The sequence below is a fragment of the Guptibacillus hwajinpoensis genome (assembly GCF_001039475.1).
Classification (GTDB): domain Bacteria; phylum Bacillota; class Bacilli; order Bacillales; family Guptibacillaceae; genus Guptibacillus; species Guptibacillus hwajinpoensis.
Window position 1 is genome coordinate 46,316 of sequence record NZ_LELK01000004.1, and the last position, 15,732, is coordinate 62,047.

Sequence of the window (15,732 nt, forward strand, 5' to 3'; positions counted from 1 at the left end):
CAGGAGAGGAAACTCTCCTGTTTCCTTTTGAAAAAATATACACAGTGGATAACTAGTGAACAAGGAGGGGTACTATGAAATTACTTTGTTGTGAAGATCATGTTGAGCTAGCACTCGACGTAGCAGTTGATGAAACGGGTCATTTTCCAGTGTTAGAAAAGGTTCAAAAAGATGAGAACAGTTTGTCCACAACCTGTGAATACTGTAAGAATACTGCAACATATATTGTGTCGAACTAATATTCGGTCACGATATGTGGATAAAAATTGTGTATATGTGGATAAAATCTGTGGATAACCTGTTCACTTTTTGTGGATTTAATAAATAGCGAACAAGTGGGGATAACTAAATGAACATAAGTATCGTGACGGTTGGAAAATTGAAAGAGAAATACTTAAAACAGGGCATTGCTGAATACACAAAGCGTTTAGGTCCTTTTGCAAAGGTAGAGGTTATTGAAGTATCCGACGAAAAGGCTCCTGAGAATTTAAGTGAAACTGAAATGATTCAAGTAAAAAAAGCAGAGGGAGACAGAATCTTAGGTAAAATCTCTCCAGATGCTCATGTGATTGCACTTGCCATTGATGGAAAGATGAAAACATCCGAACAGCTTGCTCACGACTTGGATCAGCTTGCTACCTATGGAAAGAGTAAAGTGGCATTTGTTATTGGAGGCTCTCTTGGACTAAGTGAAAATGTGCTTAAGAGAGCAAATGATACACTCTCTTTTTCAAAAATGACTTTCCCTCACCAGTTAATGAGGCTAATTCTTGTGGAACAGATCTATAGGGCTTTTAAGATTAACAGAGGGGAACCGTATCATAAATAGATTAAAAAAGTAGTAAAAAGGCAAGGAATAAGTCATTGGACATATTCCTTGCCTTTTTAGTATGGCTCTTCTCTAAAAAATGGTTGTCTTTGAAACAAATTTGTATAACACTACATTTAGCATACTGGAGCGGAAATTAATCCACTCTTATAGCAATAGTCCTTAAGAAAGGCTATTTTCTAATAGGTCTTTGCTTATAAAATTCTTATAAAAATCAACACTTATCTAATAATTGCAGAAATTTCATTTTCAAACATGATAACGAACTATGATAAGGTTATAATGGAGATAGAAAAAGGTATGTTCCTAAGTGAGGCCAGCTTTTTGCGATAGTTTAGCATGAGCGCCTACTCTTTTTTACAAATAAATGAGATAAGGAATGGTATCATGGGTAACAATCAAAAAAAAGACATTATTTTAATTGGTGCTGGAGTTATGAGTGCAACCTTGGGGTCATTACTTAGAGAGTTAGCACCTGATTGGGAAATTAAAGTGTTTGAGAAACTAGGCTCTGCAGGAGAAGAAAGCTCGAATGAATGGAATAATGCTGGGACAGGCCATGCTGCTTTATGCGAGCTGAACTATACGTCCGAGAAAACTGATGGATCAATTGATATAAGCAAAGCTGTAAAGGTTAATGAACAATTTCAGCTATCAAGACAGTTTTGGTCATATTTAGTGAAGAACGGTTTGATTACAAACCCGCAAGATTTTATCATGCCTCTCCCCCATATGAGTCTTGTACATGGTGAGAGCAATGTAGCTTTTTTGAAAAAGCGATTGGAAGCGTTGTCAGAGAGTCCGTTATTTAGGGGTATGGAATTCTCTGAGGATCCCGAGAAACTAAGGGAGTGGCTCCCCCTTATTATGGAGGGACGAACATCTGATGAACCGATAGCAGCTACAAAGATCGATTCTGGTACGGATGTTAATTTTGGAGCGCTGACTCGCCTCATGTTTGATCACTTGAAGAGTGATAACGTTCAGATTAACTATAAGCATAGTGTAGAGGATATTAAGCGTAAAGACGGTGTGTGGGAAGTGAAAGTCCATGACCACTCTAACGATAAACTAGAGTATCATACTGCTGATTTTGTCTTTATCGGAGGTGGTGGAGGCAGTCTGCCGTTACTACAAAAGACCGGTATACCAGAGGCCAAGCAGATCGGTGGATTCCCTGTAAGTGGACTCTTTATGGTTTGTAAAAACCCTGAAGTCATTGAACAGCACCATGGAAAAGTATACGGCAAAGCCAAAGTTGGTGCTCCTCCAATGTCAGTTCCACATCTCGATACAAGGTATATTAATAATGAAAAAACCTTACTCTTTGGACCTTTTGCTGGCTTCTCGCCTAAGTTTTTAAAAACAGGTTCAAATATGGATCTACTTAATACAGTGAAACCGAATAATGTACTAACGATGATGGCGGCAGGCTTAAAAGAAATGGGACTCACGAAATACTTAATTCAGCAAGTTATGCTATCGGATGAAAAACGCATGGAAGAAGTTCGCGAGTTCATTCCAACAGCTAAACTTGAAGATTGGGATACTGTGGTAGCGGGCCAGCGTGTACAAATTATTAAAGACACGGAGACTGGCAAAGGAACACTTCAATTCGGAACGGAAGTAGTTAGCTCTTCAGATGGCTCTGTTGCTGCTTTGCTAGGGGCTTCTCCAGGAGCTTCTACTGCTGTTCACGTTATGTTAGAAGTATTAGAGAAGTGTTTCCCACAACAACTATCTGATTGGGAAGCTAAAATCAAGGAAATGATTCCTTCCTATGGTGTCTCAATAGGTAATCATCCTGAGCTCTTTGATGAAATTCATTCCTCAACAGCACAAACGCTTGGACTATATGAAAAAGAAGCGGTTCATAGTTAATAATCTCTTCGTAGAGTCCTTAAAATCGAATAACTGATGAATGCGGTAGATCTCTCTACCGTATTTTTTTATGGTTGCGGAATTCTAGGATTAGAGAATATTTCTGTTAGAAGAGGGGGGGAGGCGACAGTTTTAGGGAGGACGGAATACTCAATTAAAAAAAGTTTACAACTTATGTATACTTGTAAACGAAATTGTATACATTGTGTACATTAGTTGTTTACAAGTATACAAAAACGTAAACACATTGATGCATAAGGTGTTTACAATATTGTTTACATGTATACAATATATGTTTACGTGTAAACGGGATTGTATACATGTAAACGAACTTGTAAACTAGATAAATTGACTTATTGACGATTGGCACATATTTCTATAACTTTGAAGTTAATAGTAGAAATACTAGACTATTAAATATGAAAGGGTGGAGCGTTAAATGAGTAATTCAAGAATTGCGGCTGTAGATGTAGGTAATGACTCGTTAAAAGGAATTTATGGCAAAATTGAATCTGACCTATACATACCAAACGTTATCGCAAGAGATATAGAAGATCGTCCAGTGATTGGAATTGAGGATCTTGATACTAAGGATCCGCTAGACGGAATTCACATTCGTGTTCATTCACCGGCATTAAAAGATAACAATGCGATTTATCGTGTTGGTAATCTAGCTACGAAAAGTGACAACCCAATGGAATTAGATCCAGGAAGTGCAAAGTCTGAAGAGGATCAAACCCTCGTTATGCTTTTTGCATCCCTTGCTTTAGATGCAGTTAATGAGAAGAACTCCGCTAACTTCAAGAACCAGAACGGTGTTGTTGATGCAAATTACACACTTGGAACGGGTCTTCCATTACGCGAGGTTAAAGAAGGTAAGGACGTTGGTTATCGCTCAAGACTACTAGGATCAGTGCATCAGGTAGAGTTTCTTGTGACACCTAAGTATCAAGGGAAGAAAGTAAATATTAAATTTGATGAAGTAAAAGTATATCCTGAAGGATTTGCTGCTTACATTAATCTTGTGATGGATAATGATCTTAATATCATTAATAAGGACTTGATTGATAAACGTATTCTCATTCAAGATATAGGCGGACTTTCAACAGATATCGCTGTAATTAAGAATAGAAACGTTGATGATGACAAAGCGCAGGGCTTTAATATCGGGGTAGCTGAGTCGCTTGAAGCCATTCGTGAAGAGATTCGTTCAAAGCATGGTGTGGAACTCGATAGCCGTCGTGACGTAGTGGATATCATTACGAAGAAGAATGATCGTAACCATATCATGGTACGCGGTAGCCGTACGAGCGTTCACGATATTACAGATCGTATTTTATTTGAACTTGCTAAGAAGCAGTATCGTCATCTTCGTAATGTTTGGCAGAAGAACTCTCAATCTGAGATTTGCTATTTTGTCGGTGGCGGTTCTATTGTTTTGAAAGATTATCTTAAAACACTAAATAACAGCCTTGATGGCTATAACATTGACTTCTTTGAAGATGAGAAAGAGAGCATCTGGATGATGTCAAACGCTTATTATAAGCTAATTTCTGATTTCAACAGAAAGAATGCAAAGGATAAGCCTCAAGATAAAAGAGAAGAAAAGCACAAGGTCAAAAACTAGTAGGGTGATTTGATGAAAAAGGCGGGGATGAATGGGATTCAGAGGGGACAGGCAATCACGTTTCGCCTCCCTTCTGACACACCTGATCATATTCTTAAGCAACTGCAAAAGCTTAAAGAAGAAGAAAAGCGTAACTTCTCAAGCCGCATTGCAGAGTATGTGTTAGATGGTGTTACTCAAACGATAAGACGCGACAACGATGCCATCACCGTTCCTTTACCAAAAGGGTTGAGCAAGGCGCAAAGGGATTGGCTTAAGCATGAGCATTCAGAGGCGCTTCTTGGAAACATCGTATATCAAATTTTATCAGATCCACTGCGCGCTGCATCACTCCTTGCATCGTTTACTAGCAATTCGATTGATATCGATCAGGCGCTCTATTTGCAAGAACAAGTCTCAAACTCGGCTGTGCAAAGAGAAGCGTCAGATACTATTGAAGCTCCGCTAGCGGCTTCTGATGACGATCTAATGAATTTCGATTGGAATCAGGCAAAGCAGGAGCAAAGTTCAGCGGTAGAAGAGGAAGAAGAGGGTGCAGATGATCTACTTGGCGGCTTTCTAGATCGGATGAATAAATAATAAGAAAAGGCAGCAGGAATCATTCCTGCTGCCTTTTTGATTTGGTATTACTCTATTGAGAGTATGCCTGACTCACCCTGCTTTACATTACCTGATTTCTTTATTTTCAATGTTTTTAGGTTTGTGAAAATGATGGGAGTAGCAAGTGAAGGAATAGAACGGCTAATGGAGTTTAGGTCCACTTCCATCAGTTTTTGTCCTTTTTTAACTGTGTCACCCTCTTTTACTAAGGTTGTAAACCCTTCACCTTTAAGGTTAACAGTATCTATACCTACATGAATTAATATTTCTAGTCCTTGCGTTGATCGAATTCCAATTGCATGTTTAGTAGGGAATACGCTGACGACTTCGCCGTCAACCGGTGAAGAGAAGTTTCCATTCTCAGGCATGATCGCAAACCCTTCACCCATCATACCTGAAGAGAACACTTCGTCTGGTACTTCAGTAAGGGGGATGATCTTACCTTGCACCGGCATTACGAAGTCTTGCTCGCCAAGTGCAGTTTGTGCAGTTGTGCCGCCGTTGTGATTAGTCGCAGGATTTGAATTTGTTCCACGCATCGCATCTGCAACGAATTCAACATCTGTTCCAACAATAATCTGTAAGTTGCGGTTATTCACTTTAACGACCCCGCGAGCACCGTGCCGTTTCAACTCTGCTTCATCGACTTTTGACATATCATTCATCTGCAAACGAAGGCGAGTTGTGCAGTTGTCGATAGATGAAATGTTATCAATTCCACCAATACTTCTTATAAAGTGTCCAGCCATAATGTCGTACTTATCACCTTCTATTTTGTTAGTCTGGACGATCATATCTTCATCTTCTCTACCAGGCGTTTTCAAATTCAGTTTCTTAATTAAGAAATAGAAAATAACGAAATAGAGGATGCCGTATAACAATCCGATGCCTAGAAGGAGGGCTGGTTTTTGGGCAAGTCCATAATTAAGGAAAAAGTCAATTGCGCCAGCTGAAAAACCGAATCCATGATGTATATCAAGTACATAAGATAAAACCATAGAGCTTGCTGTTAAGAGTGCATGAATACCGTATAAAAGTGGTGAAAGGAACATGAAAGCAAACTCAATTGGCTCAGTAATTCCTGTCAGAAACGAGGCAAATGCAATTCCGATTAACATTCCGCCTACTTCTGCTCTTCTATCTTTCTTTGCAGCGGCTATCATTGCAAAGCATGCTGCGGGAAGTCCGAACATCATTATTGGGAAGAACCCAGTCATAAAGATACCTGCAGATGGATCCTCAGCGAAGAATCGATTCAAATCTCCTGTTGCACCCTCGTATTCTCCGAACACAAACCAGACTAAACTATTTAATACATGGTGTAGGCCGAATGGAATAAGTAGTCTGTTTAAGAATCCGAATACGCCTACCCCGAGAGCTCCTGCCCCAATAATCCATTCTCCTAGTGCATTAATACCCTCTTGAATGGGAGGCCATACGAACCCGAAAATACCTGCTAATACGATCATGACGGTTGCAGTGACGATCGGGACAAAGCGTCGACCACCAAAAAATCCGAGCCAGGTAGGTAATTTTATATCATGAAAGCGATTGTATAGAAGTCCCGCAACAATACCAGATAGAATTCCTCCCAAAATAGCCATATTAATATTCTCATTGATTGCCATTGTTCCCTGGGTAAGAACGAGGTAACCAATTGCCCCTGCAAGGCCAGCTGCACCGTTACCATCCTTTGAGAAGCCTATTGCTACTCCAATGGCAAATATGAGTGCTAAGTTATCAAAAATCGCTCCGCCAGCAGCTGCTACGAAGGGTATGTCTAGAAAGTCCTCTTGTCCTAACCTAAGCAGTAAAGCGGCAGCGGGAAGTACAGCAATTGGAAGCATCAATGACTTACCAATCCGTTGTAAAGCTCCTATCATATACGTTCAACCCCTTTCAAAATTTGAAAACGTCTTTTATCACGTTTATCATAACAACCTTAAATATAGTTGTCTATACCAATGTGGGAAGTCATCAAGCTTTTTGATCTTTTTCTGGTATAGACAACTGTACTTTATGGTGATACTATTAAAACACAATCACTCACATAAAGGGGGTTAACATAATGAATGAGAAAGCCTTCATTATTGAAAATATAACGATATATGCTGAACGAGAAACCATTCTAAATGGTTATATAAAAGTAGAACATGGAAAAATACAATCCTTTGGCCAAGCGAATCATGGAGTAGCACAAGATCATGAAGCTGTTTACCCAACACCGGACAATCTGACATTGTTACCTGGTATGATTGATGTTCATATTCATGGCGCCAACGGAGCTGACACTATGGATGCAACGCCAGAAGCGCTTACTGTGATGGCTGAAGCACTTCCAAAAGAAGGGACTACAAGCTTTTTGGCGACAACCATCACTCAAGATTCACACCTTTTAGAGAAAGCGATTAAGAATGCTGGAGACTATATACGATCGAACGCTCATCCTCGCCAAGCAGAGGTTCTAGGAATCCATTTAGAAGGACCTTTCCTTAACGCTAAACGTGCAGGTGCTCAGCCTCCACATGCTATTCTAGATCCTAATATAAACCTTTTTAAGGAATGGAATGAATTTGCACAAGGAACGATTAAGCTTGTTACGTTAGCACCTGAGAAAGAAGGGGGAAGAGACCTCGTTCGCTATTTATCTGAGCAGGGTATTGTAGCTTCAATTGGCCATTCTGATGCAACATTTGAAGAAGTAATAGAGGCAGTCGAAAATGGCGCAACCCATGCTACACATCTGTTTAATGGAATGAGGGGGCTCCATCATCGAGAACCTGGTGTTGTAGGTGCTGTATTATTAAGCGACCATTTAAAGGCTGAAATCATCGCAGATGGACATCATGTAAGACCTGAAATGATTAAGCTTGCTTATAAACAAAAACGAGATGAAGGAATGATCCTTATTACGGATGCTATGCGCGCTAAGTGTCTGAAGAATGGGCGTTATGATTTAGGCGGACAGGATGTATATGTAAAGGACGGGAAAGCATTATTAGAGAATGGGACTCTTGCAGGGAGTGTACTAAGCATGAATGATGCGCTTCGTAATATTCAAGCTTATACTGGGTGTACACTCGAGAGTGCAGTTAAGATGGCTGCAGAGAATCCCGCAAAGCAGCTAGGTGTGTTTGACCGGAAAGGCAGTATTGCAGTTGGAAAAGATGCAGATTTCATTCTTCTAAACGAAGATGGAGATGTAGTTATGACATTTTGTAAAGGCACTTTAGCTTATTCTAGATAGGAAGTGATTAGGTTGAGAATCATTGAAGCAATTGATTATGAACATATGAGTTCACTTGCAGCAAGGTATTTAATTGAAAAAATATCCACTAATCCAGAGTTAATTCTGGGGCTTGCTACAGGTGGTACACCAGAAGGAACGTATAAACGACTAATTGAAGATCACCGCATGAATGGAACATCGTATAAAGATATCACAACGTATAATTTAGATGAGTATGTAGGATTTTCACCTGATAATCCAAATAGCTACCATGCGTTTATGTATAAGAATTTATTTAGTGAATTGGATATCCAAGAAAACAATGTTCACCTCCCAAATGGTGTCGCTATCGATCTTGTGGAAGAATGCAAGGCTTACGAAGAGCGAATTGAAGAAAATGGAGGAATTGATATCCAACTTCTTGGAATGGGAAGCAACGGGCACATTGGATTTAATGAACCGGGCACATCTTTCGAAGCGAATACTCACCTTGTTGAGCTTACTCAGTCCACAAGAGAAGCAAACGCACGATTTTTCACAGATATTGAGGATGTGCCTCGAGAAGCCATTACGATGGGAATTGCTACAATTATGAGAAGTAAAGAAATTCTATTACTAGTATCAGGTGAAACGAAGAGAAATGCCTTAAAGGAACTGCTAAATGGGTATGTGCGAGAATCGTTTCCAGCATCGGTGTTAAACCGCCATCCGAATGTTACAATTATTGCTGATCAAAAAGCATTATAAGGTATGAGCAAGCTGAAAGGAGTATGTCTAAGATGATCGATAAGACATCCCCATTACCGATCTATTATCAACTGGTCGAATGGATTAAAGGTTTAATTGAACAAGGAGTACTACAACCAGGTGATTCACTTCCATCTGAACGAGAGTATGCTGAACGGTTTAGCATTAGTCGTATGACGGTTCGTCAGGCCATAACAGAGCTCGTTAATTCAGGCTACTTGTATCGACAGAAAGGCGTAGGTACATTCGTCGCAGAGAAGAAAATTGAGCAGCAGTTAATGGGCTTAACGAGTTTTACAGAAGATATGAAAGCGCGTGGAATGGAGCCAAGTAGCAAGTTAGTGGGCTTTGAAATTGTTCCTGCACCTACATATATTTCTGAACAATTGACTATTCAGGAGCATGCTCCTGTCTATGAAATTAAACGAATCCGACTGGCTGATGGAATTCCGATGGCGTTAGAGAAAACGTACATCTCGGCTAATCTTGTGAAGGGTTTGACTGAAGAAATCGTGCAAAGCTCCTTGTATCACCACATTGAAAACCAGCTATCGATTAAGATAGATGAAGCTACACAGGTGCTAGAGTCGTCTGTTGCAACGCAGCAGGAAGCAGAATATCTAAACATACAAAAAGGTGCTCCAATTCTGCTTATCCAACGAAATACAACACTTACGGATGGAACCTCACTCGAAATCGTTAAATCTTCTTATCGGGGCGACCGCTATAAATTTACGATTACGCTTAAGCGATAATTTGGAGGTGGGTATTTGATTAATGAATACTTATCGAACGTAACGGATGCTCTTGAAGTCATAGAAAAAGCAGAAGAGAACGCTATAAACCACGCAGCGGAAGAGATCGCCGACAGTATAGAAAAAGGGAGCATTATCCATGTCTTTGGATGTGGTCATTCGCACATGATGTCTGAAGAAGTCTTTTATCGAGCAGGTGGACTTGTACCGATCCATCCCATTCTCGTTGAAGATTTAATGCTTCATAAAGGTGGAACACGGTCTACTTTATATGAACGGAAGAATGGATACGCTGAATCTTTCATGACTGAACAAGATATAAGAAAAGGCGATATCGTTATTGTAATCTCGACTTCAGGTCGTAATCCAGTGCCGATTGATGTAGCTCGTATCAGTAAGGAAACGGGAGCTTTTGTAATCGGTTTAACGTCGAGGCAGGCATCAGTAGGACAGCCATCTCGTCATGAACGGGGCTCCTATTTGTATGAGGTGGTCGATCTTGTTCTTGATAATCATGTTAAACAAGGGGATGCAGTAATGCATGATGAAGCGAATAATATCTCTTTCGGCTCCATCTCAAGTATTCTTGGTTTAACGATGATGAATGCTATTGTTGTTGAAGCGATTAATAAGTTAATTCATCGAGGAATTGAACCACCAATTTTTAAAAGTGGAAATGTAGATGGGTCTGATGAATCAAATCAGGCACTCATTCAGCGCTATAAAGAGCGTATTCCATTATTAGAAACCATTAGTTAAATGTGAAAGCTCCCCTTGATAGTTAGGAGAGCTTTTTTCCTTTATGAAAAGGTGTTATTACCCCGGGAATAATTTGTTCGGTTAGTAATGAAACTAAATCGTTGCAAACCTATTAATAGATTCTTGCGTCACCACTAGAGAGCGAAATAGTTACGCTGTATTTACCAGAGCCGTGAACGCCTGTGATGCCATTGTTGCTAACGGTTTGATTCTTAAGGGTGAAGTCGGTTGAAATATCTCCGCTACTAGCTTCTGTTTGCAGCGTGAAATCAGCTTCATCTGGAAGGTCTAAAGCAACGGTACCTGAACTTAGGTCGAATGATACATCGCCGATCAGCTTATCCATTTGGACATTCATTTCACCTGAAGACATTTCTCCGATGATAGGACCGATATACCCGGTTAGAATAACATCACCTGAACTAATATCAAATTCGCCTTCCTCCGTTGTGAGATGATCGACTATAAGCTTTCCTGAAGAGCCATCATGCTTGAAGCGTTTTGTTTTGACGTTAGAGAGTTCGACTTTACCCGAGCTCATATCAAGATCTACTTCGTTTAGTACGAGAGGTGAAGAGTCATCCATTAATTCAACCTTTCCAGAACCAACCTCAAGCTTGAGGTCCTTATTAAAATCTTTAGGAAAATAGACGCTAACATCTGATTCTTCTTGAAAATTAAAGAATTCATACCATTTGCGTTTAACTTCCACTTCGATCGTATCGCCTTTTTTCCTCACAGCTAGCTCCCCTTTTCCATTTAACGTGGCTTTAACGTCATTGCGACTTTCTGGAATAATTGTCATATGACTACTGTGAGTAATGATGCTGATTTGATCGATCCGTTCTGATGTTGGAATGCTGTTTTCCGCGCTTCCACCTGCGAATAGTGATGTATTCTCGTACAAAATTAATAGAACAGCACCAACTGCAAGTATTGAAACGATTACATAAAAACCACTTTTCATCTTGTATCCCTCCACTTATTCAGTGTCATCCTTTATGCTATAGTAATCTTATACGAAAAAAATGAATGATAACATTAGCTTGAGTAGTAATTCACTATAAGACTTAAGACGTAATCAACCCAATTGGAGGCATACCTATGTACCTCACGGTTAAAGAGACGGCGGAGTACCTTTCTCTACCAGAATCCTATATCGAAACGTTAATACGCGAAAAGCGAGTTCGTACGCTATTCGATGGCGAGCAGTATTTACTTTATAAAGAGCAGTTCAATACGCATTTTGAACAGCTTGAAAAGATGAAGAAGAGAATGGAAGAAGAAGCAAATGAGCCTCTACCTGAAGATCCTGATGTGAAGGACGAGGATTAAGGTTCTCATTGCACAGTAAGAAAGGATGCCTGAGATGACTGGCATCCTTTCTTTATTTAAGGCTCTTTTCTAAAAGATTGTTGCTTTTGATACAAATATTGAAAAATCACACTTAGTGATTGAAGCGGGAATTAACCCACTCCTATAGCAACAATGTTTACGAAAAGAGCCTTATTTAAATGCAACTTCACTTATGATCGCGTGAGTATTCTGCTCACTATCTTGAAAAAAGGCCATCCACGTTTCCGTATCATCCATTTTTGCGACGACATGGGGCTTACTTAAAAATTGCACCCCATTCTTTTGTAGTCTAGTGTAAGTGGTTTTGATTTCATCTACCTCAAAGTAAACGATGGAGCTTTTGTTGGCAAACGTCTCGTTCTCTGAAACTGAAAGGAGAAGCCGTAGGCCATCACAGTTGAAAAAGGCCATTGTGTTTGTTTCAAATAGAAGTTGGAGCTCTAGAAATTCTTTGTAAAACTGAACAGCACGTTCCATTTTTTGAACTGGAATGCCAATCTGACTCACTCTATTAATCATGTAAGAGAAGAACCTCCTAAAAAGTAGATTAACTTGTACTTCTCTCCAGAATCATACATTTCCTGTTTTCTATTCGTTTATTATGTGGAATATCGGGAATACCCTTACTATCAGGAGGAGGTTATCCTTTTATGAAAAAATTAATTAAACGTGCTATTAAATATGGTCCGATCATCTATCCGATAGTGAAGAAATTGCGAAATAAACAAAAAACAAGATAATGCAGAATAAATCCCCGAGACATTCTCGGGGATTTCCTTGTTGCTAGTATGTTGTAACCTGAAAGATTTTTTGTAGAATATACATAACGTACTTAAAGGCGGGGAGCGTATCCTGATACTCTTCATAGCTTACTGTATATACTCCATCCTCATTAGTCCAAACCCGCTCAAAGTAGTCATCAACATTTTGAACAACTTCACTTTCATTCGGTGCTTTCAAATGAATATTCGTTTCCATGTTGTAATCATCCATGTTTCTTGAGGTATAGTTGCCTGACCCACCGATAATAGTGCTATTATTCTCTCCTTTAATATAGAGGAGCTTCGTGTGGAATTGCTCTTTATTCGTGTCGTACCAGCGAATGGAAAGGTTTTCTTTGTCTTGTTTATGGAGCTCCGCTGTAACGGGTAGGTTCGGTAAGCCGATCTTTTGCTGTCCAAATGCATTTTGGTTCGGATCCAGAACTAGACGCACGTCGACCTCTCGTTCAGCTGCATCGACCAGGGCATCAACAATGTCTCGATCGGCAAGGTAGAACATGCCAATATAGACCAGTTGTCCTTTTTGAGCATCATCAATTGCTGTTACAACGCTATCTTGAATTTTACTTTCCGTTACGATTTGGGCCTGTATGGTGGGGTTCTTATCTGATTCTTTTTCAGTAATGGTTTTGTCTGGAAAATGAGATAAATCACCACCAGAATAAGATGCAACTGCTTTTTCGGATCGAATGAGATCATTTAGGATTGTTCCTTTTACCTTAAAAGCAATGTTCGAGTGAAATCCACTTGCGTCGTGTGGGTTGGCTGACATAATAATACCTGCATCTTCCGTTACAACCGTTTTTCGATGGTTAGCTTTCACATTTAGAAGTTCTAAATACGACCTCATCGTAACTTTCGGTGCGGAAGGAGCCATAGGGTTAGGAAGCCAACCAAATCCGTCTTGACCAAACCATGAAAGTGTCATACGCCACAGTCCTGAATAGAACAAATTCGGATCACGGAGCCGGTTTAAATCTGTGAAAATGACTTCTGCTCCCATTTCTTTAATTTGCTGAATTTGTTTCGCTTGATGGGATCCATACGTTGTATTTACCTCATCAGTAATTAGGACGACTTCAAGGTCTGGGTTATCCTTCATCTTATTTACAACTGTTTTGGATAAGTTCTCACTAATTTTAGGATAATCCCGTTTATCATCTGTGTAGCCGTTAAATAAAAAAAGATCTAGAATTAAGAAATCATCTGCATCCTTGATTGTTTGATTGATCTCATCGAAAATACTATGATCATAGACTTCTTTTCCATCCTTGTCGTATGTTAAGTCATAAAGAAATTCAATGTCATTATTGTTCAGATTATGTACATCTCCTGCATAAGATACACCTTCTGGCAACGGTTTAAATCGATGATAGGTCATCACCCCTACATAAATAATAAGTAAGACACTTAGTACAATCCAACGCTTCTTCTTAAACCATTGCCTCTTTTTCATGTTGTGCGCTCCTCTAATTCTATTTTCTTTTCTATACCCTTGCGAGCATTCATCTAGACCATATCTCAATGTGCTTTATAGAGAGTATATCAGTTGTTCCACTTCAGAGGGTCGCTTTATACTGAATGGTAACGAATCGGAATTCAGAAAGCGGGTTTTGCATTATGAGCGTAGAACATCATGTTTATCATTTTGAAGCATACCCTTTGTTGGCATTTGTACCAATGGGTAAGAAAAATAAACGAATAAGAACTTTAGGACAAAAAGTGCAGAAAGGAATCATTCACCGCGTTCATGAGCAAATAAAGCGGAAAGTGGCTGCTCTGTCTTCAGAGAACATAACTAAGTTGCAGACGTTCTTAGATCAAGATAGCGAAGCGGTTCTACCAATTCCTTTGGATCGGGAAGATGAATTATATCCACAATTGATTAAGCCTGAACTACTACTATGGAATTCCTTTTCATCCATGCACGGTTTACCGATTCACCAGACACTTATTTATCCGGAGCATTATCTACAACTTTCTAGCGAGAAGTTAGATCACCATCTTGATCAGGTGATTCAGGATTACTTATTCTGTGCAGAACTTGCACAAAAATCCCGTGATGAATGGGAAAGTGAGATCATTGAGGCGTTTCAACGTCATCCTTTTATTCAATTAGCTAGGAAAAAGAGAGAGGTAATTGAAGCGGTAGAGAGAATGAATCGATCTCCACTTATTTCTCTCTTAAATACACCAGAAGACCTTTCCTACTGGCGTCATCGAGTGGGAGTTGTGTTGAGATCCTATCGTGACATTCCATCCGAGTGGCTTTGGGGTAACTTTGCGTGTCATCATGAAAAGGAAATGATCTTTCATTCTTCAGAAAGTCAGATCGAGTATCATTGTGAAGAGTGTGCATATTCGATTTATTATCAAGTAGATGAAAAGAAGGTCTATCTTAACGAAGAAGTGAATATGGATCGAGCGCGCAAAAGAATTGTTACGATCGAGCGCCAATTTAATGAAATGATAGAGAAGACGCCTCGTTTAATCGAGAAGATTGAAGATTTAGCTAGCTTAATTCATCAATTAGAACCTTATGACTCACTATTTGGAGAAGCACTCAAACTTGAAGGGTATTTAACTGACGCAGAACTTGATTCAATTGAACAGCCACAGCTTGTAACGACCTATAACCAAATTCGGCATGTCGTGTTACCTGAAAAAAGAGTAGAATCACCCTTAATCTGGTTATCAAATGTATCTACAGATACAATCGAGCCATTTAAGCCTCGGAAAAGGTTACCGGAGCTTAATGAAGCCGAAATCACGCACGTTAGACGTTACCTTGAGACATTAAGAACTTTGCAACAGAATGATTATGCTGATGAGGACGTATATGTAGAAATTAAGCAGAAGCCCGTGAATTATGGTCAAGTGAAGTCTTTAATCTCATTCGTCGCTTCGAATGAAAATGATCCACTTCATGTGGTAACAAAAGTGTTGACCGGACAGGCTACAAATGCAATAAGAGCACAAGGTTTACATGAGAACAATGCTTTTGGGATGCTTGAAGATTGGGAAGAAAAGCATGTGGTTAAAGTAATTAAACAGCTTGAGAAAGATGAATTGTTAAAGAAACTCTCAAAAGGTTATGCAAAAACTGATAAGGCAAGGGGTTTATTGGAAATTAGCGAGTGACAGGCACCACCCGCTTTATGTCGAAT

15 protein-coding genes are annotated in these 15,732 nt (G+C 39.6%); 11 read left to right on the forward strand and 4 right to left on the reverse strand.

The genetic code is table 11. From position 1 onward, the window contains the following. Window positions 1-74: 74 nt before the first annotated feature. The 5 genes from AB986_RS21695 to AB986_RS10700 all read left to right on the forward strand — a co-directional run bounded on the left by AB986_RS21695 (window position 75) and on the right by AB986_RS10700 (window position 4,916). Entirely contained in the window at window positions 75-239 is a 165-nt protein-coding gene (locus AB986_RS21695; protein WP_084006515.1) for a CxxH/CxxC protein, read from the forward strand. A 110-nt stretch (window positions 240-349) separates the two neighbouring features. Further along, on the forward strand, window positions 350-829 hold the full coding sequence (rlmH, locus tag AB986_RS10685; RefSeq protein ID WP_048311152.1) for a 23S rRNA (pseudouridine(1915)-N(3))-methyltransferase RlmH: 480 nt from the start codon (window positions 350-352) through the stop codon (window positions 827-829). A gap of 339 nt (window positions 830-1,168) precedes the next feature. Beyond that, entirely contained in the window at window positions 1,169-2,710 is a 1,542-nt protein-coding gene (gene mqo, locus AB986_RS10690) for a malate dehydrogenase (quinone) (protein WP_084006516.1), read from the forward strand. 439 nt (window positions 2,711-3,149) lie between these two features. Beyond that, window positions 3,150-4,337, forward strand: a complete 1,188-nt coding sequence (locus tag AB986_RS10695; RefSeq protein ID WP_048311154.1) for a ParM/StbA family protein — start codon at window positions 3,150-3,152, stop codon at window positions 4,335-4,337. A gap of 12 nt (window positions 4,338-4,349) precedes the next feature. Then, window positions 4,350-4,916 (forward strand): hypothetical protein, encoded by a 567-nt coding sequence (locus AB986_RS10700; RefSeq protein ID WP_048311155.1) that lies wholly within the window; start codon window positions 4,350-4,352, stop codon window positions 4,914-4,916. 47 nt (window positions 4,917-4,963) lie between these two features. Here AB986_RS10700 and nagE read toward each other — a convergent pair whose 3' ends face one another. Next, window positions 4,964-6,820, reverse strand: a complete 1,857-nt coding sequence (nagE, locus tag AB986_RS10705) for an N-acetylglucosamine-specific PTS transporter subunit IIBC (RefSeq protein WP_048311156.1) — start codon at window positions 6,818-6,820, stop codon at window positions 4,964-4,966. Window positions 6,821-7,005: 185 nt separating this feature from the next. Between nagE and nagA the strand changes: the two genes are divergently transcribed. Genes nagA through AB986_RS10725 form a run of 4 tightly spaced genes read left to right on the forward strand, consistent with a single transcriptional unit; the run spans window position 7,006 to window position 10,427 of the window. Continuing rightward, entirely contained in the window at window positions 7,006-8,184 is a 1,179-nt protein-coding gene (gene nagA / locus AB986_RS10710; protein WP_048311157.1) for an N-acetylglucosamine-6-phosphate deacetylase, read from the forward strand. Between the two features lie 12 nt (window positions 8,185-8,196). Continuing rightward, entirely contained in the window at window positions 8,197-8,913 is a 717-nt protein-coding gene (gene nagB, locus AB986_RS10715; RefSeq protein ID WP_048311158.1) for a glucosamine-6-phosphate deaminase, read from the forward strand. A 32-nt stretch (window positions 8,914-8,945) separates the two neighbouring features. Continuing rightward, window positions 8,946-9,668 carry a GntR family transcriptional regulator gene (locus tag AB986_RS10720; RefSeq protein WP_048311159.1) on the forward strand — a complete coding sequence of 241 codons (723 nt, stop codon included), beginning with the start codon at window positions 8,946-8,948 and terminating at the stop codon, window positions 9,666-9,668. A 15-nt stretch (window positions 9,669-9,683) separates the two neighbouring features. Beyond that, window positions 9,684-10,427 (forward strand): SIS domain-containing protein, encoded by a 744-nt coding sequence (locus AB986_RS10725; RefSeq protein ID WP_048311160.1) that lies wholly within the window; start codon window positions 9,684-9,686, stop codon window positions 10,425-10,427. A 112-nt stretch (window positions 10,428-10,539) separates the two neighbouring features. Here the strand turns inward: AB986_RS10725 and liaG are convergent, their stop codons facing one another. Further along, window positions 10,540-11,394 carry a LiaG family protein gene (gene liaG / locus AB986_RS10730; RefSeq protein WP_048311161.1) on the reverse strand — a complete coding sequence of 285 codons (855 nt, stop codon included), beginning with the start codon at window positions 11,392-11,394 and terminating at the stop codon, window positions 10,540-10,542. A 137-nt stretch (window positions 11,395-11,531) separates the two neighbouring features. Between liaG and AB986_RS10735 the strand changes: the two genes are divergently transcribed. After that, complete coding sequence (locus tag AB986_RS10735) at window positions 11,532-11,762, forward strand: excisionase family DNA-binding protein (protein WP_048311162.1); 231 nt, start codon at window positions 11,532-11,534, stop codon at window positions 11,760-11,762. A 171-nt stretch (window positions 11,763-11,933) separates the two neighbouring features. On the opposite strand, the gene AB986_RS10740 is transcribed toward AB986_RS10735, so the two are convergent. After that, the gene (locus AB986_RS10740) at window positions 11,934-12,302 is read right to left on the reverse strand and encodes a VOC family protein (protein ID WP_048311163.1); all 369 of its coding nucleotides are present in this window, start codon (window positions 12,300-12,302) and stop codon (window positions 11,934-11,936) included. 264 nt (window positions 12,303-12,566) lie between these two features. Then, a complete protein-coding gene (locus AB986_RS10745) occupies window positions 12,567-14,021 on the reverse strand; it encodes a phospholipase D family protein (protein WP_048311164.1) in 1,455 nt (484 codons plus the stop codon). A gap of 164 nt (window positions 14,022-14,185) precedes the next feature. Here AB986_RS10745 and AB986_RS10750 point away from each other — a divergent pair, with 164 nt between their 5' ends. Beyond that, on the forward strand, window positions 14,186-15,706 hold the full coding sequence (locus AB986_RS10750; protein ID WP_161797363.1) for an RQC-minor-2 family DNA-binding protein: 1,521 nt from the start codon (window positions 14,186-14,188) through the stop codon (window positions 15,704-15,706). The last annotated feature ends 26 nt before the right edge of the window (window positions 15,707-15,732 follow it).

What these genes read in the sequence shown, in the direction of transcription:
- AB986_RS21695 (WP_084006515.1), top strand. Translation starts at nt 75, where the DNA reads ATGAAATTACTTTGTTGTGAAGATCATGTTGAGCTAGCACTCGACGTA.
- rlmH (WP_048311152.1), top strand. Translation starts at nt 350, where the DNA reads ATGAACATAAGTATCGTGACGGTTGGAAAATTGAAAGAGAAATACTTA.
- mqo (WP_084006516.1), top strand. Translation starts at nt 1,169, where the DNA reads ATGAGCGCCTACTCTTTTTTACAAATAAATGAGATAAGGAATGGTATC.
- AB986_RS10695 (WP_048311154.1), top strand. Translation starts at nt 3,150, where the DNA reads ATGAGTAATTCAAGAATTGCGGCTGTAGATGTAGGTAATGACTCGTTA.
- AB986_RS10700 (WP_048311155.1), top strand. Translation starts at nt 4,350, where the DNA reads ATGAAAAAGGCGGGGATGAATGGGATTCAGAGGGGACAGGCAATCACG.
- nagE (WP_048311156.1), bottom strand. Translation starts at nt 6,820, where the DNA reads ATGATAGGAGCTTTACAACGGATTGGTAAGTCATTGATGCTTCCAATT.
- nagA (WP_048311157.1), top strand. Translation starts at nt 7,006, where the DNA reads ATGAATGAGAAAGCCTTCATTATTGAAAATATAACGATATATGCTGAA.
- AB986_RS10720 (WP_048311159.1), top strand. Translation starts at nt 8,946, where the DNA reads ATGATCGATAAGACATCCCCATTACCGATCTATTATCAACTGGTCGAA.
- liaG (WP_048311161.1), bottom strand. Translation starts at nt 11,394, where the DNA reads ATGAAAAGTGGTTTTTATGTAATCGTTTCAATACTTGCAGTTGGTGCT.
- AB986_RS10735 (WP_048311162.1), top strand. Translation starts at nt 11,532, where the DNA reads ATGTACCTCACGGTTAAAGAGACGGCGGAGTACCTTTCTCTACCAGAA.
- AB986_RS10740 (WP_048311163.1), bottom strand. Translation starts at nt 12,302, where the DNA reads ATGATTAATAGAGTGAGTCAGATTGGCATTCCAGTTCAAAAAATGGAA.
- AB986_RS10745 (WP_048311164.1), bottom strand. Translation starts at nt 14,021, where the DNA reads ATGAAAAAGAGGCAATGGTTTAAGAAGAAGCGTTGGATTGTACTAAGT.
- AB986_RS10750 (WP_161797363.1), top strand. Translation starts at nt 14,186, where the DNA reads ATGAGCGTAGAACATCATGTTTATCATTTTGAAGCATACCCTTTGTTG.